This is a genomic window from Streptococcus sp. FSL R7-0248, assembly GCF_037967965.1.
Classification (GTDB): Bacteria; Bacillota; Bacilli; order Lactobacillales; family Streptococcaceae; genus Streptococcus.
Map to the genome: position 1 here is coordinate 22,670 of NZ_CP150201.1, position 26,298 is coordinate 48,967.

Genomic DNA, 26,298 nt, shown 5'->3' on the forward strand with positions numbered 1-26,298 from the left:
TGGCGTAACAAAGTTTGCGCCATTTTTTGATACAATAAGAAGGTCTTATCGAAAAGGAGTAGTATTTTATATTATGAAAAAACGTATTCTTTCAGCAGTGTTGGTAAGTGGTGTAACCTTATCAGCAGCTGCATCAGTACATGCAGAGGATTATGATTCGCAAATCGCTGCTGCAGATAACGCAATTAGTAACCTTGCTTCTCAACAAGAGACTGCACAAGCGCAAGTTGCTACAATCCAATCTCAAGTATCTACACTTAGAACACAAAAATCAGATTTGGAAACTAAAAATGCTGAACTTGAAAAAGTATCAGCAGATTTGGAATCTGAAATTCAAGAATTATCAAGTAAAATTGTAGCTCGTCAAGATTCTTTGGCGAAACAAGCTCGTAGTGCTCAACAAAATAATACTGCGACTAGCTACATCAACTCTATCTTGAACTCTAAGTCAATCTCTGAAGCTATTACTCGTATCACAGCTATTTCAAAAGTTGTTACGGCTAATAATGACATGTTGACAAAACAAGAGTCTGATCAAAAAGAGCTTGCTGCAAAGCAAGAACAAAACCAAGCTGCTATTAATGAAATTGCAACTAATAAAGCTGAGCTTGAAACAACAGAAGCTGGTTTGACAACTCAACAAGCTGAACTAGAAGCAGCACAAGTTACTTTGGCTGCAGAATTGGCTACAGCACAAGATGAAAAAACATCACTTGTTTCTGCTAAATCAACTGCAGAAGCTGTGGCAGCTTCAACTGCAGCCTCAGTTGCTCAGTCTCAAGCAATTGCAGAATCAGAGGCAGCAGCACAAGCAGTAGCATCTTCAGAAGCGGCAGCATTTGTAGCTCAATCAGAGGCGGCAGCAACTTCAGAAGCTGTAGCTCAACCTTCTGAAGCTACTGTTTCAGAAACAGCGACAGCCTCAGAAGTAGCACAAGAACCGGTTTCATCAGAAACTTCAGAAACTACTCAAGAGCCAACTGTTGCAACTTCAGAAGCAACACAAGAGCCTGCTACTCCAGCAACATCTGAAGCACAGCCAGAATCAGCTGCGTCAGAGGCACAACAAGAGCCTGCTGCCCCAGTAACATCTGAAGCACAACCAGAATCAGCTGCTCCAGCAGCTTCAGAAGCTCCTGCTAGCGAAGCACCTGCGGCAACATCTGAAGCACCAGCAAGTCAAGCACCTGCAGCTTCAGAAGCACCAGCTCCTGCTGCTGAAACACCTAAAGTATCAGCAGCATCAACTCCTAATACATATCCAGTTGGTCAATGTACTTGGGGTGCTAAATCATTAGCTTCATGGGTTGGTAATTACTGGGGTAATGCTAAAAACTGGATTGCTAGCGCACAAGCAGCTGGTCACTCAGTTGGTACGACTCCTGTAGCCGGTGCAATTGCGGTTTGGCCAAATGATGGTGGTGGTTATGGTCACGTAGCTTACGTAACATCAGCATCAGGTGCAAATTCAATTCAAGTTATGGAATCAAACTATGCTGGTAACATGTCAATCGGTAACTACCGTGGTACATTTGATCCAACATCTTCAGCTCACGGTGGTTCTGTATATTATATTTACCCATAATGAACACAAAAAGGCGATTCGAATTTTCTCGAGTCGTTTTTATTTTATGGCAAAATGTCTTTACTTTCTGGAACAGCTTTTAGACGGGAAAATGTCGAGGTTAAGGTTAAATCTTTTTAGTCTTGTTAAGTTACTGTGACACCATTTATTTTGCATTGAAAATCAATCTAAAAAAAGGTAGAATGGTTTAGTAGATATTTTGGAGGAAATCATGTCTTATACGAATTTGAAGTTGTTTGCTTTATCGTCTAACCAGGAATTAGCAGCAAAAGTTGCTGATAAAATGGGTATTGAACTCGGAAAATCAAGTGTTCGTGAATTTTCAGATGGTGAGATTCAAGTTAATATTGAAGAATCTATCCGTGGTCATCACGTTTTTATTCTTCAATCTACAAGCTCTCCTGTAAATGATAACTTGATGGAAATCTTGATTATGGTTGATGCGCTAAAACGTGCAAGTGCAGAAACAATCAGTGTTGTTATGCCTTATTATGGTTATGCACGTCAAGACCGTAAGGCACGTTCACGTGAACCAATCACATCTAAGTTGGTTGCTAATATGCTTGAGGTTGCAGGTGTTGATCGACTTTTGACAGTTGACCTCCATGCTTCTCAAATTCAAGGATTCTTTGATATTCCTGTAGACCATTTGATGGGGGCGCCACTTATCGCAGATTACTTTGATCGTGCTGGTCTTACTGGGGATGATGTTGTTGTTGTTTCTCCAGACCATGGTGGTGTGACTCGTGCACGAAAACTTGCTCAATGTTTGAAAACACCAATTGCAATCATTGATAAGCGCCGTAGTGTTGATAAAATGAACACTTCTGAGGTTATGAATATTATTGGTAACGTTGAAGGTAAAACATGTATCTTGATTGATGATATGATTGATACTGCGGGTACAATCTGTCATGCGGCGGATGCGCTTGCTGAAGCTGGTGCAACTCATGTTTATGCTTCATGTACTCACCCTGTATTGTCAGGTCCAGCACTTGATAATATTCAAAAATCTGCTATTGAGAAGCTTGTCGTATTGGACACGATTTATCTTCCAGAAGAACGTTTGATTGATAAAATTGAACAAATTTCAATTGCTGATTTGATTTCAGAGGCAATTATTCGTATTCATGAAAAACGTCCATTGTCACCTTTGTTTGAAATGGGCCATAAATAGACTAAAGCTAGCTTAGGCTAGCTTTTTTGGTGTTTAAATGCGTTTGAGTTTTTGATATAATGTTAGGCATAATTGCAAAGAGGTGACTGTGATGGATTTAACACAACGTTTTAATAAAAATTTAGATAAGATTGAAGTTTCAATGATTCGTCAGTTTGACCAATCAATTTCAGATGTACCAGGGATCAAAAAGTTGACACTTGGTGAACCTGATTTTACAACTCCAGATCATGTAAAAGAGGCTGCTAAATCTGCTATCGATGCTAACCAGTCGCACTATACAGGTATGGCAGGGCTTCCTGCCTTACGTCAAGCAGCTGCGGAGTTTGTTAAGGAAAAATACAATCTTACTTATAACTCAGAAAATGAAATATTGGTGACTATTGGAGCTACAGAAGCCCTTTCTGCAACTTTGACAGCGATTTTGGAGCCAGGAGATACGATTCTTTTACCTGCACCAGCCTATCCTGGATATGAGCCGATTGCAAATCTAGTTGGTGCTGAAATTGTTGAAATTGATACAACAGCTAATGATTTTGTTTTGACTCCGGAGATGTTAGAAAAGGCAATTTTGGAGCAGGGAGATAAGCTCAAAGCCGTTTTGCTTAACTACCCAACCAACCCAACCGGTGTGACCTACTCACGTCAACAGATTAAAGATTTGGCTGAAGTTCTGAAAAAATACGATATTTTTGTTGTTAGTGATGAAGTTTACTCTGAGCTAACTTATGTGGACCAACATGTATCTATTGCTGAGTATTTGCCGGAACAAACAATTTTGATTAATGGTTTGTCTAAATCTCATGCGATGACAGGCTGGCGTATTGGTTTGATTTTTGCACCTGCAGTTTTAACGGCTCAGTTGATTAAGAGTCACCAGTATTTGGTAACAGCTGCAGCTACTATGGCACAATTTGCAGCTATTGAAGCCTTATCTGCTGGTAAGGATGATGCCCAACCAATGAAAGTTGAGTACTTGAAGCGTCGTGATTATATTCTTGAAAAAATGACTGAACTTGATTTCAGAATTATTAAACCTGATGGTGCTTTCTACATCTTTGCTAAGATTCCAGAAGGGTATACTCAAGACTCCTTTAAGTTCTGCCAAGACTTTGCTCGTGAAAAAGCTATTGCGATTATCCCAGGGGTCGCTTTTGGAAAGTATGGCGAAGGCTTTGTTCGCTTGTCGTATGCGGCTAGCATGGATACTATTGAAACAGCTATGACTCGTTTGAAAGAGTTTATGGAAGAACATGCAGAAGCTTGAGAGTAGAGGGCTTGTCCTCTTCAATCGTAATTATCGTGAGAATGATAAACTAGTTAAAATTTTTACCGAGCAAGCTGGTAAACGGATGTTTTTTGTTAGAGGTGGTGGAGCAGGTAAATTAAGTGCTGTCATTCAACCTTTGACCATCGCTGAATTCATGATGACTGTAAATGATGAAGGTCTATCTTTCATAGAAGATTATAGCCAGGTAGAGTCCTTCAAGGAAATTACAAGCGATATTTTCAAGCTGTCTTATGCGACTTATTTGGCTGCATTGACAGATGCTACTATTGCTGATGGTGTGCCAGATGCGCAATTATTTGTATTCTTGGAGAAGACGCTTGAATTAATGGAAGAAGGCTTGGATTATGAAATATTGACTAATATCTTTGAGATTCAGGTTTTAGACCGTTTCGGCGTACGCTTGAATTTTCACGAGTGTGTCTTTTGTCATCGTGTAGGTCTTCCTTTTGATTTCTCGTTTAAGTTCTCGGGGCTACTTTGTCCAAATCACTATGCAGAGGATGAAAGGCGTAGTCACTTGGACCCTAATGTGCCTTATCTTTTAGATCGTTTTCAGGGGCTTTCCTTTGAAGAATTGAGAAGCATATCTGTTAAGGATGACATGAAACGAAAGCTACGATATTTTATCGATGACCTCTATGATAATTATGTTGGAATACATCTTAAAAGTAAGAAATTTATTGATAATCTAAATTCTTGGGGCCATATTATGAATAAAGAAGATAGTGCTGACTAGACATTATCTTCTTTTTGTTTCACGTGAAACAGGAAAGTAATGGTTTTCAGTCTCAGGGGTTAAAATGCAGGTCAGTTCGTGCTATAATAATAAGATAATAAGCTGAAAGACTCTGCTAGAAACAGTGAACTAGTCTATTTTAGTTACCTAATATTTTATTGAAAGAAATCTGAGTTTGTTTTTTATGGCAGAGGACGAGAGGGAGAATGCTATGCATGTAATTGCAGTAGATGCTATGGGTGGCGATAATGCGCCACAAGCAATTGTAGAGGGAGTCAACCAAGCTATAGCAGATTTCAAAGATATTGAAATCCAGCTTTATGGTGATGAAGCTAAAATCAAGACTTATTTGACAGCAAATGAACGTGTGAGCATTGTGCATACTGATGAAAAGATAAATTCGGATGATGAGCCAGCTAAAGCTATTCGCAAGAAGAAAAAAGCTTCAATGGTCTTAGGTGCACAAGCTGTTAAGGAGAAAAAAGCAGGTGCCGTGATTTCTGCGGGAAATACAGGTGCCCTTCTTGCCGCAGGTCTCTTCGTGGTCGGACGTATTAAGGGAGTTGAGCGTCCAGGTCTTATGTCAACAATGCCAAGTTTTACTGGTCAACCCTTTGATATGCTTGATTTAGGTGCAAATGCGGAAAATACAGCTAGTCATTTGCATCAATATGCTATTTTAGGCTCTTTCTATGCTAAAAATGTGCGTGGTATTGCCAACCCTCGTGTAGGTCTCCTTAATAATGGGACTGAGGAAACAAAGGGGGATAGTCTTCGTAAGGAGGCTTTTGAACTCCTATCTAAGGAGCCAAGTATTAACTTTGTTGGTAATGTTGAGGCGCGTGAAATTATGTCAGGAGCTGCTGATGTAGTAGTCGCTGATGGTTTCACAGGAAATGCAGTTCTTAAGGCAATTGAAGGAACGGGACTTGGTGCCATGAAGACTCTTAAGTCAGCTATCATGAATGGTGGTCTTAAAGCTAAGTTAGGTGCCTTCCTATTGAAGGATAGTCTAAAAGGTATGAAAGAGACTATGGATTACTCTAGCGCCGGAGGTGCGGTTCTCTTTGGTCTTAAAGCTCCCGTAGTAAAATGTCATGGATCTAGTGATGCTAAGGCTGTTTACTACACCATTAAACAGGTTCGTACGATGCTTGATACGAAGGTTGTTGAGCAGCTAGTTGAAGCCTTTAGTCCGAAAGAGGAGGCTAACTGATGAGTAGAGTAGAAATTCTTCAGAAAATGCAGCTCGTTATTCAAGAGCAGATGGGTAAAGAGGACATTGTTTTAACCGAAGACACCAAATTAGATGACTTGGGTGTAGATTCAATAGAGCTTATGGAATTCATTATTAATTTGGAGGATGAGTTTGCTCTTGAGATTTCCGATGATACTATTGACCATATGGTTAAGGTAGCTGATTTGTTGGACTATTTGTCTGAGGAATTGAATAAAGAATAAGAAAGCTAGACATAATAATATAATAATTGTGTACTATACGATTGTTATTTTGTTGGAGTGAGGCAAGAAACTAAATGTTATATGGATTTAGTTCTGTCACACTCCTTTTTTCTATACATTATTTATTAAGAAACTCTAAAAAAGAACTAAAACACGAACGTTGTTTTTTTACTCAAGTAATAAAGTTTGCTATATGTTGGTTTTTGGATTTTGGTGTGGTATAATTAAGACGAATAAACTTGAAAGGCGAACAATACCATGTCAAACCAACTAATTTATACTGGTAAAGCTAAAGATATTTATAGTACAGAAGACGAAAATGTGATTAAGTCGGTCTATAAGGACCAAGCAACTATGCTTAATGGTGCTCGTAAGGAGACTATTAAGGGAAAGGGTGTGCTAAATAATCAGATTTCGTCTCTTATTTTTGAAAAATTGAATGCTGCGGGTGTAGCTACTCACTTTATCGAACGTATTTCTGACACAGAACAACTCAACAAGAAAGTGAAAATCATTCCTTTGGAGGTTGTTCTTCGTAACGTGACTGCGGGTTCTTTTTCTAAACGTTTTGGCGTGGAAGAAGGTTTGGACTTGAAAACTCCTATCGTTGAATTTTACTATAAGAACGATGATTTGGATGACCCATTCATCAATGACGAGCATGTGAAGTTTTTGGATATTGCCAATGATGAACAAATTGCTTATATCAAGGAAGAAACGCGTCGTATCAATGAATTGCTGAAAGATTGGTTTGTACAAATTGGTCTTCGTTTGATTGACTTCAAATTGGAATTCGGTTTTGATAAGGATGGCAAAATTATCTTGGCAGATGAATTTTCACCAGATAACTGCCGCCTTTGGGATGCTGAAGGGCACCATATGGACAAGGATGTCTTCCGTCGTGATCTTGGTAGCTTGACAGATGTTTATGAAGTTGTATTGGAAAAATTACAAGGATTGAAGTAGCCTTTTACAAATAGAATACTTGGTCTTCACTACAATCTTTAAGTAGAAATAGATAAAGGAAATAAAATGGATAAACGTATTTTCGTTGAGAAAAAAGCTGATTTTCGTGTGAAATCTCACTCTTTAGTAAAAGAATTAAAGCATAATCTTCAGTTGAAAACTTTGAATGATCTTCGTATTGTTCAAGTTTACGATGTCTTTAATTTGGCAGAGGACTTGTTTGCGTGTGCGGAAAAACACATCTTCTCTGAGCAAGTGACCGATACTGTTTTGGATGAAGCTGCGGTTAAGGCTGATCTTGAGAAGTATGCTTTCTTTGCTATCGAAAGTTTGCCTGGTCAATTTGACCAACGTGCGGCATCTTCACAGGAAGCTTTGCTTTTGCTTGGTAGTTCAAATGATGTAACGGTGAACACAGCGCAACTTTACTTGGTTAACAAGGATATTGATGCGAATGAGTTGGAAGCTGTCAAAAACTACCTCTTGAACCCAGTGGATTCTCGTTTCAAAGACATCACTGTTGGCATTGCTAAACAGGATTTCTCTGAGTCTGACAAGACCATTCCAAGTTTGGATTTCTTTGAAACTTATACGGCAGAAGATTTTGCTAAGTATAAGGCAGAGCAAGGATTGGCAATGGAAGTGGATGACCTTCTCTTCATTCAAGATTACTTCAAGTCTATTGGACGTGTGCCTACTGAGACTGAGTTGAAAGTTTTGGATACTTATTGGTCTGACCACTGCCGTCACACAACTTTTGAGACGGAGTTGAAGAATATCGACTTCTCAGCTTCTAAATTCCAAAAACAATTGCAAGCGACTTATGACAAATATATCACCATGCGTGATGAGTTGGGACGTACAGAAAAACCTCAAACCTTGATGGATATGGCGACTATTTTTGGCCGTTATGAGCGTGCTAATGGTCGTTTGGATGACATGGAAGTGTCTGATGAAATCAATGCCTGCTCAGTTGAAATTGAAGTGGATGTCAATGGTGTGAAAGAACCATGGCTTCTCATGTTCAAGAACGAAACTCACAACCACCCAACTGAAATTGAACCATTTGGTGGTGCAGCTACTTGTATTGGTGGAGCCATTCGTGACCCATTGTCAGGTCGTTCATATGTTTACCAAGCCATGCGTATCTCAGGTGCTGGTGATATTACAACACCAATTGCTGAAACTCGTGCTGGTAAATTACCACAACAAGTGATTTCTAAAACAGCAGCTCACGGTTATTCTTCATACGGTAACCAAATTGGTCTTGCAACAACCTATGTTCGTGAATATTTCCACCCAGGTTTCGTTGCTAAGCGTATGGAGCTAGGTGCCGTGGTCGGTGCGGCTCCTAAGGAAAATGTTGTCCGTGAAAAACCTGAAGCAGGTGATGTGATTATCTTGCTCGGTGGTAAGACTGGACGTGATGGTGTCGGTGGTGCGACAGGTTCATCTAAAGTTCAAACGGTTGAATCTGTTGAAACAGCTGGTGCTGAGGTTCAAAAAGGGAATGCCATCGAAGAACGTAAGATTCAACGTCTTTTCCGTAATGGGGAAGTGACACGTCTTATCAAGAAATCAAATGACTTTGGTGCTGGTGGTGTCTGTGTGGCTATCGGTGAATTGGCAGATGGTCTTGAAATTGATCTAGACAAAGTGCCATTGAAATATCAAGGCTTGAACGGTACAGAAATTGCCATTTCTGAGTCTCAGGAACGTATGGCTGTAGTGGTTCGTCCAGATGATGTAGACGCCTTCGTTGCTGAATGTAATAAAGAAAATATTGATGCTGTTGTCGTTGCGACAGTGACTGAAAAACCAAATCTTGTTATGCACTGGAATGGCGAAACCATCGTTGATTTGGAACGTCGTTTCCTTGATACAAACGGTGTGCGTGTAGTTGTGGATGCTAAGGTAGTTGACAAGGATGTCAAGCTTCCAGAAGAACGCCAAACATCTGCCGAAACCCTTGAAGCTGATACTCTTGAAGTCTTGGCTGATCTTAACCATGCCAGTCAAAAAGGGTTGCAAACTATCTTTGATAGCTCAGTTGGTCGTTCAACAGTCAATCACCCACTTGGTGGTCGCTACCAAATTACACCAACTGAAGCTTCTGTACAGAAATTGCCAGTCCAACATGGTGTGACAACAACTGCTTCTGTTATGGCGCAAGGGTTCAACCCTTATGTAGCAGAATGGTCTCCATATCATGGTGCGGCTTATGCGGTCATCGAAGCAACCGCTCGCTTGGTTGCTGCTGGTGCAAACTGGTCTAAGGCTCGTTTCTCTTATCAAGAATACTTCGAGCGTATGGATAAACAAGCAGAGCGTTTTGGTCAACCAGTATCAGCTCTTCTTGGATCAATTGAAGCTCAGATTCAACTTGGGTTGCCATCTATCGGTGGTAAAGACTCTATGTCTGGTACCTTTGAAGAATTGACAGTACCACCAACCTTGGTTGCTTTTGGTGTCACAACTGCAGATAGCCGTAAGGTCCTTTCTCCAGAATTTAAAGCTGCTGGTGAAAATATCTATTACATCCCAGGTCAAGCTTTGGCACAAGAAATTGACTTCGATCTCATCAAGTCTAACTTTGCTAAGTTTGAAGCCATCCAAGCTGATCACAAAGTGACAGCAGCATCAGCTGTCAAATATGGTGGTGTTGTTGAAGCTCTTGCCCTTGCAACATTTGGTAACCATATTAGTGCCACTGTAACCCTTGAAAATCTTGAGACTGCCTTGACAGCTCAATTGGGTGGATTCGTCTTCACATCTCCGGAAGATATTGCAGGGGTTGCCAAGATTGGACAAACAGCAGCTGACTTTACACTTACTGTCAATGGTGTAACGCTTGATGGACACAAACTTGACAGTGCCTTCCAAGGTAAATTGGAAGAGGTTTACCCAACGGAATTTGCACAAGCAACTGAGTTGGAAGAAGTACCTACTGTGGCATCAGATGCTGTTATCAAAGCTAAAGAAACAGTTGATACACCAGTGGTTTACATCCCAGTGTTCCCAGGTACTAACTCTGAGTACGATTCAGCTAAGGCCTTTGAAAAAGAAGGTGCAAAAGTCAACTTAGTACCATTTGTAACACTTAACGAAGAGGCTATTGTCAAGTCTGTTGACACCATGGTTGACAATATCGAAAAAGCTAACATTATCTTCTTTGCAGGTGGCTTCTCAGCAGCCGATGAACCAGATGGATCAGCTAAATTTATCGTTAACATCTTGCTCAATGAAAAAGTACGTGCAGCCATCGATAGCTTCATCGAACGTGGTGGTTTGATTATCGGTATCTGTAACGGATTCCAGGCTCTTGTCAAATCAGGTCTTCTTCCATATGGTAACTTTGAAGATGCAAGCAGTACTAGTCCAACCCTCTTCTACAATGATGCCAACCAACACGTGGCTAAGATGGTTGAAACACGTATTGCCAACACGAACTCACCATGGCTTGCCGGAGTAGAAGTTGGTGACATCCATGCCATCCCAGTATCACACGGTGAAGGTAAGTTTGTCGTGACAGCTGAGGAATTTGCAGAGCTTCGTGACAATGGTCAAATCTTTACCCAATATGTTGACTTCGAAGGTAAACCAAGCATGGATTCAAAATACAATCCTAACGGATCTGTGAATGCTATCGAAGGTATCACAAGTAAGAACGGTCAAATTATTGGTAAGATGGGTCACTCAGAACGTTTCGAAGACGGTCTTTTCCAAAATATTCCAGGAAATAAAGACCAACACCTCTTTGCGTCAGCGGTTAAATACTTTACTGGAAAATAATAGAGTGCCAAGTGTACTCAGTAATGATATTTTTCGATATGCAGTGGTTATAAAGAGCTTGAAAACTTGAGTTCCAATTAGTGAAATGAGAGGGTAGAAACAGTTTTTCGTTCGCCTTGCATAAGGAAAATATCAAAAATAAAAGGTATAAAAAATGACATACGAAGTTAAATCTCTTAATGAAGAATGTGGTGTTTTTGGTATCTGGGGTCACCCAGATGCTGCCAAATTAACTTATTTCGGACTTCACAGTCTCCAACACCGTGGTCAAGAGGGAGCAGGAATTCTCTCAAATGATGCGGGTCAATTGAAGCGTCATCGTGATATGGGGCTTCTCTCAGAAGTTTTTCGTGATCCAGCCAACTTGGACAAGCTAACTGGAACGGCTGCTATCGGTCATGTTCGTTATGCGACTGCTGGTGAAGCTTCGGTGGATAACATCCAGCCTTTCCTCTTTCGCTTTCATGACAATCAGTTTGGACTTGCCCACAACGGGAACTTGACTAATGCAGAGTCACTTAGACGTGAGTTGGAAAAAAATGGTGCAATCTTTAACTCGACTTCTGACTCAGAAATTTTGGCCCACTTGATTCGTCGTAGCCATAACCCATCCTTCATGGGTAAGGTGAAAGAAGCCTTGAACACTGTTAAAGGTGGATTTGCTTACCTCCTCATGCTTGAGGACAAGCTCATTGCAGCCTTGGATCCAAATGGTTTCCGTCCCCTTTCTATTGGTAAGATGGCCAATGGAGCTATTGTGGTTTCATCTGAAACCTGTGCCTTTGAAGTGGTTGGAGCAGAGTGGATTCGCGATGTGAATCCAGGTGAGGTTGTTATCATCGATGATAATGGCATTACTTACGATAACTATACAACGGACACCCAATTGGCTGTTTGCTCAATGGAGTATATTTACTTTGCCCGTCCTGATTCAAATATCCAAGGGGTCAATGTCCATACAGCTCGTAAACGTATGGGTGCTCAATTGGCACGTGAATTCAAACATGAAGCAGATATTGTAGTTGGTGTGCCTAATTCATCACTTAGCGCAGCCATGGGATTTGCAGAAGAATCAGGCTTACCAAATGAAATGGGCTTGATTAAAAACCAATACACTCAACGTACCTTTATCCAACCAACACAAGAATTACGTGAGCAAGGGGTTCGTATGAAGCTCTCTGCCGTATCAGGTGTTGTTAAAGGCAAACGTGTGGTTATGATTGACGATTCTATTGTACGTGGGACGACCTCACGTCGTATCGTTAATTTGCTAAAAGAAGCAGGAGCAACAGAGGTCCACGTAGCAATCGGTAGTCCAGCCCTTGCCTATCCATGTTTCTACGGTATCGATATTCAAACACGTAAGGAATTGATTGCGGCCAATCATACAGTTGAGGAAACACGCGAAATCATTGGTGCGGATAGCTTGACTTACTTGTCTATTGATGGCTTGATTGATTCTATTGGAATTGACACAGATGCACCGAACGGTGGCCTTTGTGTGGCTTACTTTGATGGTAAATATCCAACACCATTGTACGATTACGAAGAACGCTATTTGGAAAGTTTGAAAGAACACACTTCTTTCTATTAAGAGTAGTCTAGAAGGAAAAAAGAGTAAAAAATTATGTCTAAAAATGCTTACGCTCCACGTCTAACTACTGACTAAAAGCTAAAGCATTTGTCAGTAGACGCTTTGACCTATGGAGCCAAAGCTGGAGATCTGACTAGTATTTTTCTCGAAAAAAGAAAAGGAATAAACAAATGACAAATAAAAATGCGTATGCCCAATCGGGTGTGGATGTTGAAGCAGGTTATGAAGTTGTTGAACGTATCAAAAAACACGTTGCCCGTACAGAGCGTGCAGGTGTCATGGGAGCTCTCGGTGGCTTCGGTGGTATGTTTGACCTTTCAAAAACAGGTGTCAAAGAGCCCGTTTTGATTTCAGGTACAGATGGTGTCGGTACTAAACTCATGCTTGCTATCAAGTACGATAAACACGATACTATCGGTCAAGACTGTGTAGCTATGTGTGTTAACGATATCATCGCTGCAGGTGCTGAGCCCCTTTACTTCCTTGACTACGTAGCAACTGGTAAAAATGAACCAACTAAATTGGAACAGGTCGTTGCTGGTGTGGCTGAAGGTTGTGTGCAAGCTGGTGCTGCCCTCATTGGTGGTGAAACTGCTGAAATGCCTGGTATGTATGGAGAAGACGACTATGATTTGGCAGGTTTCGCGGTAGGTATCGCAGAAAAATCTCAAATCATTGACGGTTCAAAAGTGGCTGAAGGTGATGTGCTTCTTGGACTTGCCTCAAGCGGTATCCACTCAAATGGTTACTCACTCGTGCGTCGTGTCTTTGCGGATTACACAGGTGAAGAAATTCTCCCAGAACTTGAAGGCAAAAAACTCAAAGACGTTCTTCTTGAACCAACTCGTATCTACGTCAAAGCGGCTTTGCCACTCATCAAAGAAGAATTGGTGAACGGTATTGCCCACATCACAGGTGGTGGTTTCATCGAAAATGTACCACGTATGTTCTCAGATGACTTGGCTGCTGAAATTGACGAAAGCAAAGTGCCAGTTCTTCCAATTTTCAAAGCCCTTGAAAAATATGGTGAAATCAAACATGAAGAAATGTTTGAAATCTTCAACATGGGTATTGGTCTCATGCTTGCGGTTAAACCAGAAAATGTTGAACGTGTCAAAGAACTTCTTGACGAACCTGTTTATGAAATCGGTCGTATTGTGAAGAAAGATGGCGCAAGTGTGGTGATTAAATAATGGCTAAAAGGATTGCTGTATTTGCCTCTGGCAACGGCTCAAACTTCCAGGTGATTGCGGAACAATTTCCAGTAGAATTTGTTTTTTCAGATTACCGTGATGCCTACGTCTTAGAACGTGCCAAAAATCTTGGTGTGGCTAGCCATACCTTTGAACTCAAGGAATTTGACAATAAAGCGGCTTATGAAGAGGCTATCGTCAAACTCTTGGATGATCACCAGATTGATTTGGTTTGTTTGGCCGGTTATATGAAAATCGTCGGCCCAACCTTGCTAGCAGCTTACGAAGGCCGTATTATCAATATTCACCCGGCTTATCTCCCTGAATTTCCGGGGGCTCACGGTATTGAGGATGCTTGGAATGCAGGTGTTGACCAGTCTGGTGTAACTATTCACTGGGTGGATTCTGGCGTTGATACCGGAAAGGTCATCAAACAAGTCCGTGTGCCACGCCTTGAAGGTGATACCCTTGATACTTTCGAAACTCGCATCCACGAAGCAGAGTACAAACTCTATCCAGAAGTCTTGGATAGTTTGGGTGTAGCGAGAAAATAAGAAAGCGCTAGAGCGAAAGATAATTTTCGACTGTAGCAGATAAAGAACTTTTTTAAAAAAGGAAAAGAGAGAAAATGACTAAACGAGCACTTATTTCAGTCTCAGATAAAGCGGGCATCGTTGAATTTGCCCAAGAACTCAAAAAACTAGGTTGGGACATCATCTCAACAGGTGGTACCAAGGTGGCCCTTGACAATGCTGGGGTAGACACTATCGCCATTGATGATGTGACTGGTTTCCCAGAAATGATGGACGGTCGTGTTAAGACCCTTCACCCAAATATCCACGGTGGTCTCCTCGCTCGTCGTGACCTCGATAGCCACCTTCAAGCGGCTAAGGACAATAATATCGAACTTATTGACCTTGTTGTGGTAAACCTTTATCCATTCAAGGAAACCATTCTCAAACCAGATGTGACTTACGCTGACGCAGTTGAAAACATCGATATCGGTGGTCCATCAATGCTTCGTTCAGCAGCTAAAAACCACGCTAGCGTAACAGTTGTGGTGGACCCTGCTGACTATGCGGTTGTGCTTGACGAATTGGCAGCCAACGGCGAAACAAGCTACGAAACTCGCCAACGTTTGGCAGCGAAAGTATACCGTCACACAGCTTCATACGACGCTTTGATTGCAGAATACTTCACAGCTCAAGTGGGTGAAACAAAACCTGAAAAACTCACTTTGACTTATGACCTCAAGCAACCTATGCGTTACGGTGAAAACCCTCAACAAGACGCAGACTTCTACCAAAAAGGTTTACCAACGGCTTACTCAATTGCTTCAGCTAAACAGCTTAACGGTAAAGAATTGTCATTCAACAATATCCGTGACGCTGATGCCGCTATCCGTATCATCCGTGATTTCAAAGACCGTCCAACAGTTGTGGCTTTGAAACACATGAACCCATGTGGTATCGGTCAAGCTGATGACATTGAAACAGCTTGGGACTACGCTTATGAAGCTGACCCAGTGTCAATCTTTGGTGGTATTGTAGTCCTCAACCGTGAAGTTGACGCTGCGACGGCTAAGAAAATGCACGGTGTCTTCCTTGAAATCATCATTGCACCAAGCTACACAGACGAAGCGCTTGAAATCTTGACTACCAAGAAGAAAAACTTGCGTATCCTTGAGTTGCCATTTGACGCTCAAGATGCTAGCGAAGTCGAAGCAGAATACACTGGTGTTGTTGGTGGACTTCTCGTTCAAAACCAAGACGTTGTTAAAGAAAGTCCAGCTGACTGGCAAGTGGTTACTAAACGCCAACCAACTGAGACAGAAGCGACAGCTCTTGAGTTTGCTTGGAAAGCTATCAAGTATGTCAAATCAAATGGTATTATCGTGACTAACGACCACATGACACTTGGTGTTGGCCCTGGTCAAACTAACCGTGTGGCTTCAGTCCGCATCGCCATTGATCAAGCTAAAGACCGTCTTGATGGCGCTGTTCTTGCTTCAGATGCCTTCTTCCCATTTGCAGATAACGTTGAAGAAATCGCCAAAGCAGGTATTAAGGCTATCATCCAACCAGGTGGATCAGTGCGTGACCAAGAGTCAATCGAAGCGGCTGATAAACATGGTTTGACAATGATCTTTACAGGTGTTCGTCACTTCCGTCATTAAGAACTTACAAAGCATCCAAGAAATTGGATGTTTTTCTTTGAGTTTAATATTAAAGTTAATAAAGTAAAAAATTTGGTATACTAGAATAATTAAAAGAAAGGATTATGATTAAGTGGATATTGAAAGCATTAATGCAGAGATTTTAGCAACAAAGATTTTGAATGAGCTGAAGTATAACAAGAGAATGTTTTATAATTGGCCGATATGGTTTAGGGGAGATAAAGAAGAGAATATTCGAGAAGTACTTGTTTCAGAGATTTCTAACATAAAAAACGAGTTACTAAAAGGTACTCTTAATCCTAAATTGAAAGAAATCGAAGCCATTCCAATGTATAAAAAAGTTAAGGATAATTTAGAAAGTCAATCTCATAATGTTATTACATTCTCTTCATCTAGGAAAATTACTGGGAAAATAGAATTTAATTATTTTATTCAGTTAAGTTTACAAGATTTTATTGTGAGTGCGATTTGGGTAGAAACTGTTGGAAAAATAGTTGATAATGGGTTTGATAGTGATATCTATGCTAATAGATTGTCTGTATCGCAAAGTAGTTTTTTTAAACCGTATTTTGATGCATATTCTGAGTTTCGAGATTCAAACTTTGATAAGATGCGTCAATGGATAAATAATAAAGAGACAGGTATATATATACAGACTGATTTGTCAAGATGTTACTATAACGTTAGTGTACAAAATATCAAAGAAAGATTGCTAACCGAACTAAGAAAACATTCTATAAGTGATTTTGAATTTATTACAGAATATATTTTTTTAATCATTGAAAAATATAACAATTTAAAAGAGGTAAGAGAATTTTTAGTAACTTTAAATAACTCAGAAGAAAAAAATAATGAGAGAATTGATGGAGTGCTTCCCATAGGTTTTTTGCCTAGTAATATTTTGAGCAATCTCTATTTGTTAGAGTTAGACAAAAAAATTAAAGAAGAATTTTATCCAGTTAACTATAGTCGTTATGTAGATGATATTGTTTTTTTGATAAAAACAGATATTTCTGAGAATTATTTATCATCGGAGTTACCAGAAGTTGAACGTATCAAAAGTAAGCTTAGTTTAATAAAGAGTTCTTTGAAGAATTCAGTTGAACTTAATGAAGAGAAAACCCTGTTTTTTATTGTTAACAAACAAAATGATATTAATTATTTGAATAAATTTGAGAAAGAAACTCAACAGCTTTCCAGTGATAATTATCGTTTGATAGATCCTAATGAATATGATAAAGAGTTTGAGAACGCATATAAATTAACTCAGGGGTTAACGAAACTTTCGGATTTATTTACAATTGTTAGGGATAAAAAATATATTAGCCGAACAATATCGACAATTTTTAATTATATTTTTTGGAATCTTAAGGAGGATATTGATGGAGATAATGTAAGGCTGTCGAAGAAATTTATTGACTATTTTTATTCATTTGTTGATGATGAATTTTTACTAAATTTATTTGATTATTGGTATCACTTGATTATTATTGAATTGATATCAAAGAAATTATTATTAAGTGAGTACTCAAAAAGTCTGACTAGTATAAAAAAATATAAATTGGAATTTTGGAATAGATTTCAATTACTAAAAGAAAATGTAGAGAAGGAAAATGATTACCTAGATGTGTTTTTATCGCACTTTGAAAAGAATATTGAAAAAGTTTTTAGTTGTAAATTAAATACACCATTATATCAGATTCAGGAATATTTTAGATATCCGAGATATAAATTAGAAAATATAATTGATGAGACTAGTTTATTTTATTTTGAAAAGCAATTAAGGAAGTTAGTGCAATTTAAGTGTTCTCAGTCACTATCTATTTCGAGTAAAGATGAAGACTTTTTGACTATAATAAAGAATAATTTTCGTAATAATTTTCATACTGTACAAAATATAAAAGTTTTTGATAATAATGCAGATACGAAAATTGAAGGGTATGAACCAAAAGATAAGATTGTACTATCTCAGAGTAACTTTGAAACATATAGTAACAGGAAGAATTATTTTCTCTCAAATTCTAAAAATAAATCTAATATTACTGATATTGTTATTACTCTGAACGAGTCAGATGAAAATAATGCAGATGTTTTATTGTATCCCGAACAAGGAATACCAATTCAAGAGATTTACTCACTTGTACGATTTTCAAAAAAAACAAAAACACTTATTATTGGAGGAATGGATTTTATTTACCTAAAGGAGAAAGAAAAGGTTCTAAATTTAACCTTTATTATCAGACCATTTAAAGTATTGAAGGGAGAAAAAGAGTATAAAGATGTAGAGATAATACTACTTCCAAAGATTTATCCATCACCACTTGAATACGAGAAATTTCATAATTCGAGTTCTCATTTAGGAAATAATTGGGAAATTTATATCCCAAACCCAACTGAATGGGAAAATCAGCATATAATAGAATTTAAAGGAAGTTACCACGCAATATTAAATTGTTATGAGGCTACTTCAATAGATTTAAAATATGAAATTTCCAAGGAAGAACCAGAAATAGTTCACTTAATTACTAATAATAAAGATATTAAGTATTATTATCAGATAGCAGAGAGTCTATCACGAGATCTAATGGCAGTATCTACGATAACAAACTATTCGAAATTCGGTGGGGTTGAAGTATTTAGCCCTTACAAGGAAGAGTATAAGCGACAAATTTCACTGCATAAAGGAGCTAAAAACACTCATGTTGATATTTGCGAGATTGATTTAAAGGTAATAAAGAATAAGAGATTAAATAACTTGGATAGTACTATGAAGCAAAATCCACCAAAATATTATTATAGAAATTTAGGGAGAAAATATGGTAAAAATTAGAAAAATAATAACTGTGGTGCTTGAGTGGTACATTGTTAGTATATTTGGTTATTTACAATTTATCTTACCCAAAATGAATAAACTAAACTTTTGGGTTGCAGAGAGTATTATTTTGATAATATCGTTAGCGTCAGGGTTAGGTATTCATTTTTTATTAAACAACTATGAATTCAAGGAGCCAGAACGTTCAAAATTGACTTTAAAGATTGAGTATGGTGATTTATTCAATAAAAAGTATAAAGATAAGATAAGAGTGATTCCTGTAGATAGTGATTTGAATCGTAATACTGATTGTAGGATACGTAGCAAATCAATACAAGCTCAGTTTATGGATAAATTTCGAGATGTTGATTTACCTACTATAACAGATTCTGATGGCAAAATGGTATGTTTTAATCAGAAATACTACCTTTTTAGAGTGGCGAAGTTTAATGCGGATCATCATATTGAATTGGAAAGCTATCAAAAATATTTTGAACTCATTTATGACCTTTGTAAGGAATTGGATAATTCAAATGGGGAAAGAGAGTTTGTGTGCTCGGTGATAGGGGGAAATATACGTTTTGCAAATCATCAGTCTATATCCTCTATGCAGAGGCTGCAATTGTTAAAATTAGCTATTGAGACATATAATTTTCTACAAGAGATAAATATAACAATTGTTGTGAGAAGGGATTGGAAAAATTTACGAAAATATAATCTGAAGACCATATAGAAGGTAGACTTCCAAGTTATACTAATACCATCCTAAAAAACTTTTCTTTTTCATAAATCTCCTAAGAGCTCAGCACTGGCTGGGCTTTTTTATTTCAGAGTATCAAAAAAACAACCGTTCTCACGATTGTTCAATAGATTTAAACTTTTTCAAGGACAGATTGGGTTACCCAAGTCTTGCGATTTCCGATTTGGACGAGGATGCCATCGCTAGGTGGGTCAATGGCTAGCACTTTGAAGTTACCTGGAATAGTAAAGGTCTCACCAGGGTTGAGGTACTGGTCTGATGTTGGATTACCCTGTCCATCAACTTCAATGACTGGGCCAGGGTCAACGATATTGTGTTTGGTTGGTGTACCTCCAGCTAGGTCTTGACTGGTGATATTACTTCCTACGATTGATGTGACACGGAAGGTGCCTGTGAAGCGGACTGTATCGCCAACTTTGAAAGAAAAGTTAGTAGGATTTCCATTTTGAGCTCCTGGTTCGAGGTCTTTAAAATGGATATAGCCAGACACCTGACTCTTATGGAAGCTACGTTTGTGATATTTCTCAGGTCCTTGACCCGCATCGTAGTTGTACTCCTCAATGGTCACCTGATCACCATGAACTTCCGCAACCCAAGCGACATGTCCCATGTGACCAGCCCCATTGACTCCAGCTGAGAACCAGGCGATGCTCCCTACGGCAGGATTCATGTCAACGCGGTGGCCATTGGCACGTGCGATACTGCCCCAAGTGATGGCATTTCCATAACCTAGAGGTAGAGTGAAACCGTTGGTGTTACTGAGTCGATAGGCTGCGAAGGATGTACATTGACGCCAATACATGGTCCATGGATCGACACCGAAGCCACCGTATTTCCAAGAGGAAGGGTAGTCATCCCCGAGGACAGCCGCCTGAGCAGAGCTGCCACACGAAACCGAAACAGTCGCTAGACAAGCTAGCGGTAAGAGACAATTTAGTAATTTTTTCTTCATTTTAACCTCCACCTACCTATTCGCAGTTTTTCAGGAAAATGAAGATATTTTTGCGTTTAAGCCTCCCTTAAGCTGCTCAGTCTATACTATCATTAATCCTAAATAACTTTTTTCATTTTCATAATCTCCCAAGAGGTGGTCCAAGTGGCTGCCTTTTTCATGTCCAAATTTGGATACACACCCATATCTCCGAACAAATATGTTATAATGGTTATGTATAATTCGTGAAAAATGCTAATTTTTCCGAATGATTGTCGTTAACGGGCATTTGCCCCTAGTCTTATTTGATATTGAGGTATCTTTCAAATGAAACTTTTGGTTGTTGGTTCTGGTGGTCGTGAACATGCGATTGCCAAGAAATTATTGGAGTCTAAGGACGTTGAGCAAGTTTTCGTGGCTCCTGGTAATGACGGGATGACATTGGACGGTCTTGATTTGATCAATATCGGAATTTCCGAACATTCTAAGCTGATTGACTTCGCAAAAGCGAACGATATTGCTTGGACCTTTATCGGTCCAGATGATGCTCTTGCAGCTGGTATCGTGGATGATTTCAATGCGGCTGGACTCAAAGCCTTTGGTCCTACCAAGGCTGCGGCTGAGCTTGAGTGGTCTAAGGATTTTGCTAAGGAAATCATGGTCAAATATGACGTTCCGACAGCAGCCTATGGCACATTTTCAGATTTTGAGGAAGCCAAGGCCTACATTGAGGAAAAAGGCGCTCCAATCGTCGTCAAAGCAGACGGCTTAGCCCTAGGTAAAGGTGTCGTCGTTGCTGAAACGGTTGAGCAAGCCGTCGAAGCCGCTCACGAGATGCTTTTGGACAATAAATTCGGTGATTCAGGTGCGCGTGTGGTCATCGAGGAATTCCTTGACGGGGAAGAGTTCTCTCTCTTTGCCTTTGTCAATGGGGTCAAGTTCTACATCATGCCTACGGCTCAGGACCACAAACGTGCCTATGATGGGGACAAGGGTCCTAACACTGGTGGGATGGGTGCCTATGCGCCAGTTCCTCACTTGCCACAGAGCGTGGTTGACACAGCAGTTGACACTATTGTCAAGCCAGTCCTCGAAGGCATGATTAAAGAAGGGCGTCCTTACACTGGTGTCCTTTACGCGGGACTTATCTTGACAGCTAACGGACCTAAAGTCATCGAGTTCAACTCTCGTTTTGGTGATCCTGAAACGCAAATTATCTTGCCTCGTTTGACATCTGACTTTGCACAAAATATCACCGATATTTTGGATGGCCAAGAGCCAGCTATCACTTGGACGGACAAGGGTGTGACACTAGGCGTGGTTGTAGCCTCAAACGGCTACCCACTGGCTTATGAGAAGGGTGTCAAACTTCCAGCCAAGACAGAAGGCGATATCATCACTTACTATGCCGGTGCTAAATTCGCTGAAAATGGCCAAGATCTCCTCTCAAACGGAGGACGTGTTTACATGCTAGTCACAACAGCAGACACCGTCAAAGACGGCCAAAACATTATCTACAGCCAGCTCGATAAACAAAACACAGAAGGCCTCTTCTATCGTACGGATATCGGTAGCAAGGCTAACAAATAAAACTCTTTGAAAATCTTCGATTGACTGTGTTAAAGCTCCTTGATGAACTTTAGTTCTATCTTCGTCGCTTTGCCTTGTCACTCTATGATTTTCTTTGAGTTTTCGAATATCAATGCTATTTTAGGCGACGAAGTCGCCAATCCGATAATGGTCGCCGTGGTGAAAAGACCAGAACAGTTACTGTTCTGGTCGGGGGAAACTTTGAGACTCTAGGCTCAAAGTTTAGGAATGAAACCGAAGGTTTGCTTCCGTCCCCACCACTTAAGACCATTATCAAAAAAGAAAAGGATATTAACTATGAAACCAGTAATTTCCATTATCATGGGCTCAAAATCCGACTGGGCAACCATGCAAAAAGCCGCTGAAGTCCTCGACAACTTCGGTGTTGCTTATGAAAAGAAAGTTGTTTCCGCACACCGTACACCGGACCTCATGTTCAAACATGCGGAAGAAGCACGTAGCCGTGGTATCAAGGTCATCATCGCTGGTGCGGGTGGCGCTGCTCACTTGCCGGGTATGGTTGCTGCCAAAACAACCCTTCCAGTCATCGGTGTGCCAGTCAAATCACGTGCCCTTAGCGGTGTGGATTCGCTCTATTCTATCGTTCAGATGCCAGGTGGTGTACCTGTCGCAACCATGGCTATCGGTGAAGCTGGTGCGACTAACGCTGCCCTTTTTGCCCTTCGTCTCCTCTCAGTAGAAGACAAGGCCATTGCGGATGCGCTTGCTAACTTTGCTGAAGAACAAGGAAAAATCGCAGAGGAGTCTACAAATGAGCTCAACTAAAACCATTGGTATCATCGGTGGTGGCCAGCTCGGTCAGATGATGGCTATTTCAGCTATCTACATGGGCCACAAGGTTATCACCCTTGATCCTGCAGCAGATTGTCCATCTTCTCGTGTGTCTGAGGTTATCGTGGCACCCTACGATGACGTAGACGCCCTTCGCCAGTTGGCAGACCGCTGTGATGTTCTCACTTATGAATTTGAAAATGTCGACGCTGACGGCCTTGACGCTGTTATCAAAGACGGTCAGCTCCCACAAGGAACAGACCTACTTCGCATTTCACAAAACCGTATTTTTGAGAAGGACTTCCTCTCAAACAAGGCTAAAGTGACGGTTGCGCCTTACAAGGTCGTGACATCTAGCCTTGATTTGGAAAATATTGACCTTTCTAAAAAACACGTCCTCAAGACTGCGACAGGCGGTTACGATGGCCACGGTCAAAAAGTCATCACTTCAGCCGACGATTTGGAAGAGGCAAATGCCCTTGCTAACTCAGCCGAGTGTGTCTTGGAAGAGTTCGTCAACTTCGACCTTGAAATTTCAGTCATAGTGTCTGGTAATGGCAAGGATGTGACGGTTTTCCCAGTTCAGGAAAATATCCACCGCAACAACATCCTCTCTAAAACCATCGTGCCCGCTCGCATTTCGGATAGTCTAGCTGAGAAAGCTAAAGCTATGGCTGTGAAGATTGCTGAACAACTTAACCTCTCTGGTACCCTCTGTGTGGAAATGTTTGCGACAGCTGATGACATCATCGTCAACGAAATCGCCCCACGCCCACACAATTCTGGCCACTACTCAATTGAAGCCTGCGACTTTTCACAGTTTGACACGCATATCTTGGGCGTTCTCGGAGCACCACTTCCAGCAATCAACCTCCATGCACCTGCTGTCATGCTCAACGTCCTCGGCCAACACGTCGAAGCAGCTGAGCGTTATGTCACAGAAAATCCAAGCGCCCACCTCCACATGTATGGTAAACTAGAAGCGAAGCACAACCGCAAAATGGGTCATGTGACTTTGTTTAGTGATGAACCAGATAGTGTGGTTGAGTTTGGGAAAGGAATTGATTTTTAGGTGAAAATAGCAATCCTAGGACTCGGAGTCATTGGAACGACTTATGCCTATGCTTTTCAAAAAGCAGGTCATCAAGTAGAACATGTCCTTAGAGACAGTAAGCGGAACAATGCTCCCAAATCCCTATCGGTTGATTTGCTAGATGGTCGCTATCATTCCAAAGGTGAGAACAAGCATGATACCTATGAGGTTCATGTGGCAGAAGATGATTCGGAATATGATTTTATTTTTCTCAGTGTTCGTCATGGTTTTGTCAAAGAAGCTGTGGAAACCTTGCGAAAAAATAATATCAAAGGCACCCTTGTTTTCTTCTGTAATTTCTGGAATACTCGAAAAGAGGTCCAAGAGTGGGCAGGAGATTACGACTATATTCTGGCTTTTCCGACAGCGGGCGGTCATATGCAGGAGGACCATTTGGATGGTGTCTTGTTCGACCATTTAATGCTAGAAGGTGAGCAAAGAGCACAGATTTCTAACTATGCTGACCTGACGAATTTACTAACTTCAGCAGATTTAAAGTGGGAAGTGCCTCATGATATGGTCGAGTGGATTTGGATTCACATGGCGATTAATGCAGGTGTCACTTCGACAGCTGCGCGTTCGGGAAAATTGGAAAATCCAGAACAGCTGGCTTTGAACTTGATGAATAGTTCTTCGGAATTATCATTGGCCATCAAGGCCATTCGAGAGGCTTTGAAAGTCGTAGAAGCACGTGGTGTGAATTTGAAACTTTATAAAGCTGAACTCTTACCTTACAAAATTCCCGCTTGGATTGCAGGAAAAGCCATGAAAATCATGTTTGCGAAAAATGAGCTGACCCGAAAAATCATGACCTTACACAATGATAAACAGGATATTTTCTACTGTTGTCAAAGTGTCTATCAGACCGGTCAGGAGTTAGGTGTTGAGATGCCCATTCTTGATGCAAATATGAAGGGAATTTCGATTTAGGAGGTTTTATGATTCAACTCATTGTCAACGCATTTGTTGAAAAAGATAAGACTGGAGCAGTCGTCGAAGTCTTGTATGCTAGTAGCAATCACGAAAAAGTGAAAGCTAAGTATGAAGAGTTGGTTGCTCAATATCCGGAAAACTATTTAGCTATCTATGATTTGCCGATGGATACTGATTTGAATACACTGGATCACTATCCATCAGTGTGGATTGGGAAAGAGGATTTTGAATGAGGGAAAGTTAAAATGAATTTTATACTAATGGAAATTAGCTATCTTAAAATAACTAAAAAATTACTTTTTTTGGATTCGCAGATAGATAAAAAGCTTCCGATAGAAAGTACAGAGGTTATTAATAATAAATCGTTTTTTAAGAAGCATAAATTGATTGAAAAATATTTTTCAAAACTTTATGGGAAAATGAGACTAGAAGAACTCAAAAGTAAAGCAGGAATATGCTTTTCTTTTGAGTTACCTGAAAAAGTAGAGAAACAGTTATACGATTTCGGTAAAATTGTTATAGAAAATAAGGATTTTAAATTAAAGCAAGAAGTCGATGAAATATATAATCTACCATTCTTTAGGCAGTATAAAAATATTATTGTTTTATCAACTGCGATTTGGCTGGTTAAAGATTCATGTGTTCAGGAGAATAATACCTATTTTATTACACAAAGTGGATATCAAAATCGGATTAGTATTGAAATGCCATATACTTTGGCGAATGGAGAACATAAAACGATTGAATTGACTGGAAAAGAGCTGAAAGAGGTAGAACAAAATTACTTCTTACTGTATTCTATAATGACAAAACCTCTGCCAGTTACTCCTACTGTTATACATCACTCTTTCAGAGCTTCAACAATAGAAAATGATAAATTGGATCGTAGTAAGGAATCTAGTTTTGTTAGAGCGCTAATTAATTTACAGAATGCTCGAAGAAGTGGTCAATTATCAGTGAAAATTGATTTTTATATGCAAGTCCTTCAATGTATATATGCACTTGAAGGAATGAAGAGTACAAAAATCGAAAAAACTTTACAAGAAGTAACTAAGAATTTATTAGACCTTACTGTACAAGAGCAGACTTTTCTTGCTAATGCTCTGTTACTTTCGAGTAATAGCACAGAGGATGAAATCGAAAATGAGAACAAAAGTATTTTTAATACAATAAAAAAAGCATTTAGAATACGAAGTAAACAATCCCATGGTAACAAAGTCAATTATTCGGCTGTTGATATTGAAAATACATCAATCATGGTTGATGAATATGTAAGACGAGTCTTGAAAAATGTTTTATCTCGTCCAGAACTTGATTACAATACTAAGGAAGAAGCTAAAAAGGTATCAAAGTACTTTATTAATCTGGGGAAAGATAGTTAAATCAGGAAAATAGAACATTCTAAAGACTTGGATT

The 26,298-nt window shown here is 39.8% G+C and carries 21 protein-coding genes; 20 read left to right on the plus strand and 1 reads right to left on the minus strand.

Translation table 11 applies throughout. The features are described 5' to 3' along the window. Window positions 1-73 precede the first annotated feature (73 nt). The 14 genes from NYE32_RS00185 (at window position 74) to NYE32_RS00250 (ending at window position 19,516) form a co-directional block, all read left to right on the plus strand. Window positions 74-1,585 (plus strand): CHAP domain-containing protein, encoded by a 1,512-nt coding sequence (locus tag NYE32_RS00185; protein WP_037599470.1) that lies wholly within the window; start codon window positions 74-76, stop codon window positions 1,583-1,585. A 211-nt stretch (window positions 1,586-1,796) separates the two neighbouring features. Further along, window positions 1,797-2,762, plus strand: a complete 966-nt coding sequence (locus NYE32_RS00190; RefSeq protein ID WP_002886286.1) for a ribose-phosphate diphosphokinase — start codon at window positions 1,797-1,799, stop codon at window positions 2,760-2,762. Window positions 2,763-2,853: 91 nt separating this feature from the next. After that, window positions 2,854-4,029 carry a pyridoxal phosphate-dependent aminotransferase gene (locus NYE32_RS00195; RefSeq protein WP_037599467.1) on the plus strand — a complete coding sequence of 392 codons (1,176 nt, stop codon included), beginning with the start codon at window positions 2,854-2,856 and terminating at the stop codon, window positions 4,027-4,029. After that, window positions 4,016-4,789 carry a DNA repair protein RecO gene (gene recO, locus NYE32_RS00200; RefSeq protein WP_037599465.1) on the plus strand — a complete coding sequence of 258 codons (774 nt, stop codon included), beginning with the start codon at window positions 4,016-4,018 and terminating at the stop codon, window positions 4,787-4,789. Before NYE32_RS00195 ends, recO begins: the two co-directional genes overlap by 14 nt. Window positions 4,790-5,000: 211 nt before the next feature. Next, window positions 5,001-6,005, plus strand: coding sequence for a phosphate acyltransferase PlsX (plsX, locus tag NYE32_RS00205; protein ID WP_013989885.1), 1,005 nt, complete (start codon window positions 5,001-5,003; stop codon window positions 6,003-6,005). Then, window positions 6,005-6,250 (plus strand): phosphopantetheine-binding protein, encoded by a 246-nt coding sequence (locus NYE32_RS00210; protein ID WP_002889565.1) that lies wholly within the window; start codon window positions 6,005-6,007, stop codon window positions 6,248-6,250. Before plsX ends, NYE32_RS00210 begins: the two co-directional genes overlap by 1 nt. A 258-nt stretch (window positions 6,251-6,508) precedes the next feature. Further along, window positions 6,509-7,216 carry a phosphoribosylaminoimidazolesuccinocarboxamide synthase gene (gene purC, locus NYE32_RS00215; protein WP_339157034.1) on the plus strand — a complete coding sequence of 236 codons (708 nt, stop codon included), beginning with the start codon at window positions 6,509-6,511 and terminating at the stop codon, window positions 7,214-7,216. Between the two features lie 66 nt (window positions 7,217-7,282). Then, window positions 7,283-11,008: a phosphoribosylformylglycinamidine synthase gene (locus NYE32_RS00220; protein ID WP_037599461.1), complete on the plus strand. Its 3,726-nt coding sequence runs from the start codon at window positions 7,283-7,285 to the stop codon at window positions 11,006-11,008. A gap of 154 nt (window positions 11,009-11,162) precedes the next feature. Next, window positions 11,163-12,602, plus strand: coding sequence for an amidophosphoribosyltransferase (gene purF / locus NYE32_RS00225; protein ID WP_013989889.1), 1,440 nt, complete (start codon window positions 11,163-11,165; stop codon window positions 12,600-12,602). Window positions 12,603-12,772: 170 nt separating this feature from the next. After that, window positions 12,773-13,795 (plus strand): phosphoribosylformylglycinamidine cyclo-ligase, encoded by a 1,023-nt coding sequence (gene purM, locus NYE32_RS00230; RefSeq protein WP_037599457.1) that lies wholly within the window; start codon window positions 12,773-12,775, stop codon window positions 13,793-13,795. Then, the gene (purN, locus tag NYE32_RS00235; protein ID WP_037599456.1) at window positions 13,795-14,349 is read left to right on the plus strand and encodes a phosphoribosylglycinamide formyltransferase; all 555 of its coding nucleotides are present in this window, start codon (window positions 13,795-13,797) and stop codon (window positions 14,347-14,349) included. Before purM ends, purN begins: the two co-directional genes overlap by 1 nt. 74 nt (window positions 14,350-14,423) lie before the next feature. After that, window positions 14,424-15,971 (plus strand): bifunctional phosphoribosylaminoimidazolecarboxamide formyltransferase/IMP cyclohydrolase, encoded by a 1,548-nt coding sequence (gene purH, locus NYE32_RS00240; RefSeq protein ID WP_037599454.1) that lies wholly within the window; start codon window positions 14,424-14,426, stop codon window positions 15,969-15,971. A gap of 112 nt (window positions 15,972-16,083) precedes the next feature. Further along, a complete protein-coding gene (locus tag NYE32_RS00245) occupies window positions 16,084-18,801 on the plus strand; it encodes an RNA-directed DNA polymerase (protein WP_316583655.1) in 2,718 nt (905 codons plus the stop codon). Further along, window positions 18,788-19,516: a hypothetical protein gene (locus NYE32_RS00250; RefSeq protein ID WP_316583653.1), complete on the plus strand. Its 729-nt coding sequence runs from the start codon at window positions 18,788-18,790 to the stop codon at window positions 19,514-19,516. The genes NYE32_RS00245 and NYE32_RS00250 overlap by 14 nt, the downstream gene beginning before the upstream one ends. Before the next feature lie 139 nt (window positions 19,517-19,655). Here NYE32_RS00250 and NYE32_RS00255 read toward each other — a convergent pair whose 3' ends face one another. Continuing rightward, entirely contained in the window at window positions 19,656-20,495 is an 840-nt protein-coding gene (locus tag NYE32_RS00255) for a CHAP domain-containing protein (RefSeq protein WP_339157035.1), read from the minus strand. A 306-nt stretch (window positions 20,496-20,801) separates the two neighbouring features. On the opposite strand from NYE32_RS00255, the gene purD reads away from it, so the two are divergent. The 6 genes from purD to NYE32_RS00285 all read left to right on the plus strand — a co-directional run bounded on the left by purD (window position 20,802) and on the right by NYE32_RS00285 (window position 26,264). After that, window positions 20,802-22,064, plus strand: coding sequence for a phosphoribosylamine--glycine ligase (gene purD / locus NYE32_RS00260; RefSeq protein ID WP_339157036.1), 1,263 nt, complete (start codon window positions 20,802-20,804; stop codon window positions 22,062-22,064). A 297-nt stretch (window positions 22,065-22,361) separates the two neighbouring features. Beyond that, window positions 22,362-22,850, plus strand: a complete 489-nt coding sequence (gene purE, locus NYE32_RS00265; RefSeq protein WP_014633767.1) for a 5-(carboxyamino)imidazole ribonucleotide mutase — start codon at window positions 22,362-22,364, stop codon at window positions 22,848-22,850. Beyond that, window positions 22,837-23,928: a 5-(carboxyamino)imidazole ribonucleotide synthase gene (gene purK, locus NYE32_RS00270; RefSeq protein WP_156685497.1), complete on the plus strand. Its 1,092-nt coding sequence runs from the start codon at window positions 22,837-22,839 to the stop codon at window positions 23,926-23,928. Before purE ends, purK begins: the two co-directional genes overlap by 14 nt. Then, the gene (locus NYE32_RS00275; protein ID WP_156685498.1) at window positions 23,929-24,879 is read left to right on the plus strand and encodes a 2-dehydropantoate 2-reductase N-terminal domain-containing protein; all 951 of its coding nucleotides are present in this window, start codon (window positions 23,929-23,931) and stop codon (window positions 24,877-24,879) included. Window positions 24,880-24,887: 8 nt separating this feature from the next. Further along, window positions 24,888-25,115 (plus strand): phosphoribosylaminoimidazole carboxylase, encoded by a 228-nt coding sequence (locus NYE32_RS00280; protein WP_156685499.1) that lies wholly within the window; start codon window positions 24,888-24,890, stop codon window positions 25,113-25,115. 27 nt (window positions 25,116-25,142) lie between these two features. Beyond that, window positions 25,143-26,264 (plus strand): hypothetical protein, encoded by a 1,122-nt coding sequence (locus NYE32_RS00285; RefSeq protein ID WP_195436130.1) that lies wholly within the window; start codon window positions 25,143-25,145, stop codon window positions 26,262-26,264. Window positions 26,265-26,298 lie beyond the last annotated feature (34 nt).

What these genes read in the sequence shown, in the direction of transcription:
- NYE32_RS00280 (WP_156685499.1), top strand. Translation starts at nt 24,888, where the DNA reads ATGATTCAACTCATTGTCAACGCATTTGTTGAAAAAGATAAGACTGGA.
- NYE32_RS00190 (WP_002886286.1), top strand. Translation starts at nt 1,797, where the DNA reads ATGTCTTATACGAATTTGAAGTTGTTTGCTTTATCGTCTAACCAGGAA.
- purN (WP_037599456.1), top strand. Translation starts at nt 13,795, where the DNA reads ATGGCTAAAAGGATTGCTGTATTTGCCTCTGGCAACGGCTCAAACTTC.
- NYE32_RS00255 (WP_339157035.1), bottom strand. Translation starts at nt 20,495, where the DNA reads ATGAAGAAAAAATTACTAAATTGTCTCTTACCGCTAGCTTGTCTAGCG.
- NYE32_RS00185 (WP_037599470.1), top strand. Translation starts at nt 74, where the DNA reads ATGAAAAAACGTATTCTTTCAGCAGTGTTGGTAAGTGGTGTAACCTTA.
- purC (WP_339157034.1), top strand. Translation starts at nt 6,509, where the DNA reads ATGTCAAACCAACTAATTTATACTGGTAAAGCTAAAGATATTTATAGT.
- NYE32_RS00220 (WP_037599461.1), top strand. Translation starts at nt 7,283, where the DNA reads ATGGATAAACGTATTTTCGTTGAGAAAAAAGCTGATTTTCGTGTGAAA.
- purH (WP_037599454.1), top strand. Translation starts at nt 14,424, where the DNA reads ATGACTAAACGAGCACTTATTTCAGTCTCAGATAAAGCGGGCATCGTT.
- NYE32_RS00195 (WP_037599467.1), top strand. Translation starts at nt 2,854, where the DNA reads ATGGATTTAACACAACGTTTTAATAAAAATTTAGATAAGATTGAAGTT.
- purM (WP_037599457.1), top strand. Translation starts at nt 12,773, where the DNA reads ATGACAAATAAAAATGCGTATGCCCAATCGGGTGTGGATGTTGAAGCA.
- purF (WP_013989889.1), top strand. Translation starts at nt 11,163, where the DNA reads ATGACATACGAAGTTAAATCTCTTAATGAAGAATGTGGTGTTTTTGGT.
- purK (WP_156685497.1), top strand. Translation starts at nt 22,837, where the DNA reads ATGAGCTCAACTAAAACCATTGGTATCATCGGTGGTGGCCAGCTCGGT.
- plsX (WP_013989885.1), top strand. Translation starts at nt 5,001, where the DNA reads ATGCATGTAATTGCAGTAGATGCTATGGGTGGCGATAATGCGCCACAA.
- NYE32_RS00250 (WP_316583653.1), top strand. Translation starts at nt 18,788, where the DNA reads ATGGTAAAAATTAGAAAAATAATAACTGTGGTGCTTGAGTGGTACATT.
- purE (WP_014633767.1), top strand. Translation starts at nt 22,362, where the DNA reads ATGAAACCAGTAATTTCCATTATCATGGGCTCAAAATCCGACTGGGCA.
- purD (WP_339157036.1), top strand. Translation starts at nt 20,802, where the DNA reads ATGAAACTTTTGGTTGTTGGTTCTGGTGGTCGTGAACATGCGATTGCC.
- NYE32_RS00285 (WP_195436130.1), top strand. Translation starts at nt 25,143, where the DNA reads ATGGAAATTAGCTATCTTAAAATAACTAAAAAATTACTTTTTTTGGAT.
- NYE32_RS00210 (WP_002889565.1), top strand. Translation starts at nt 6,005, where the DNA reads ATGAGTAGAGTAGAAATTCTTCAGAAAATGCAGCTCGTTATTCAAGAG.
- recO (WP_037599465.1), top strand. Translation starts at nt 4,016, where the DNA reads ATGCAGAAGCTTGAGAGTAGAGGGCTTGTCCTCTTCAATCGTAATTAT.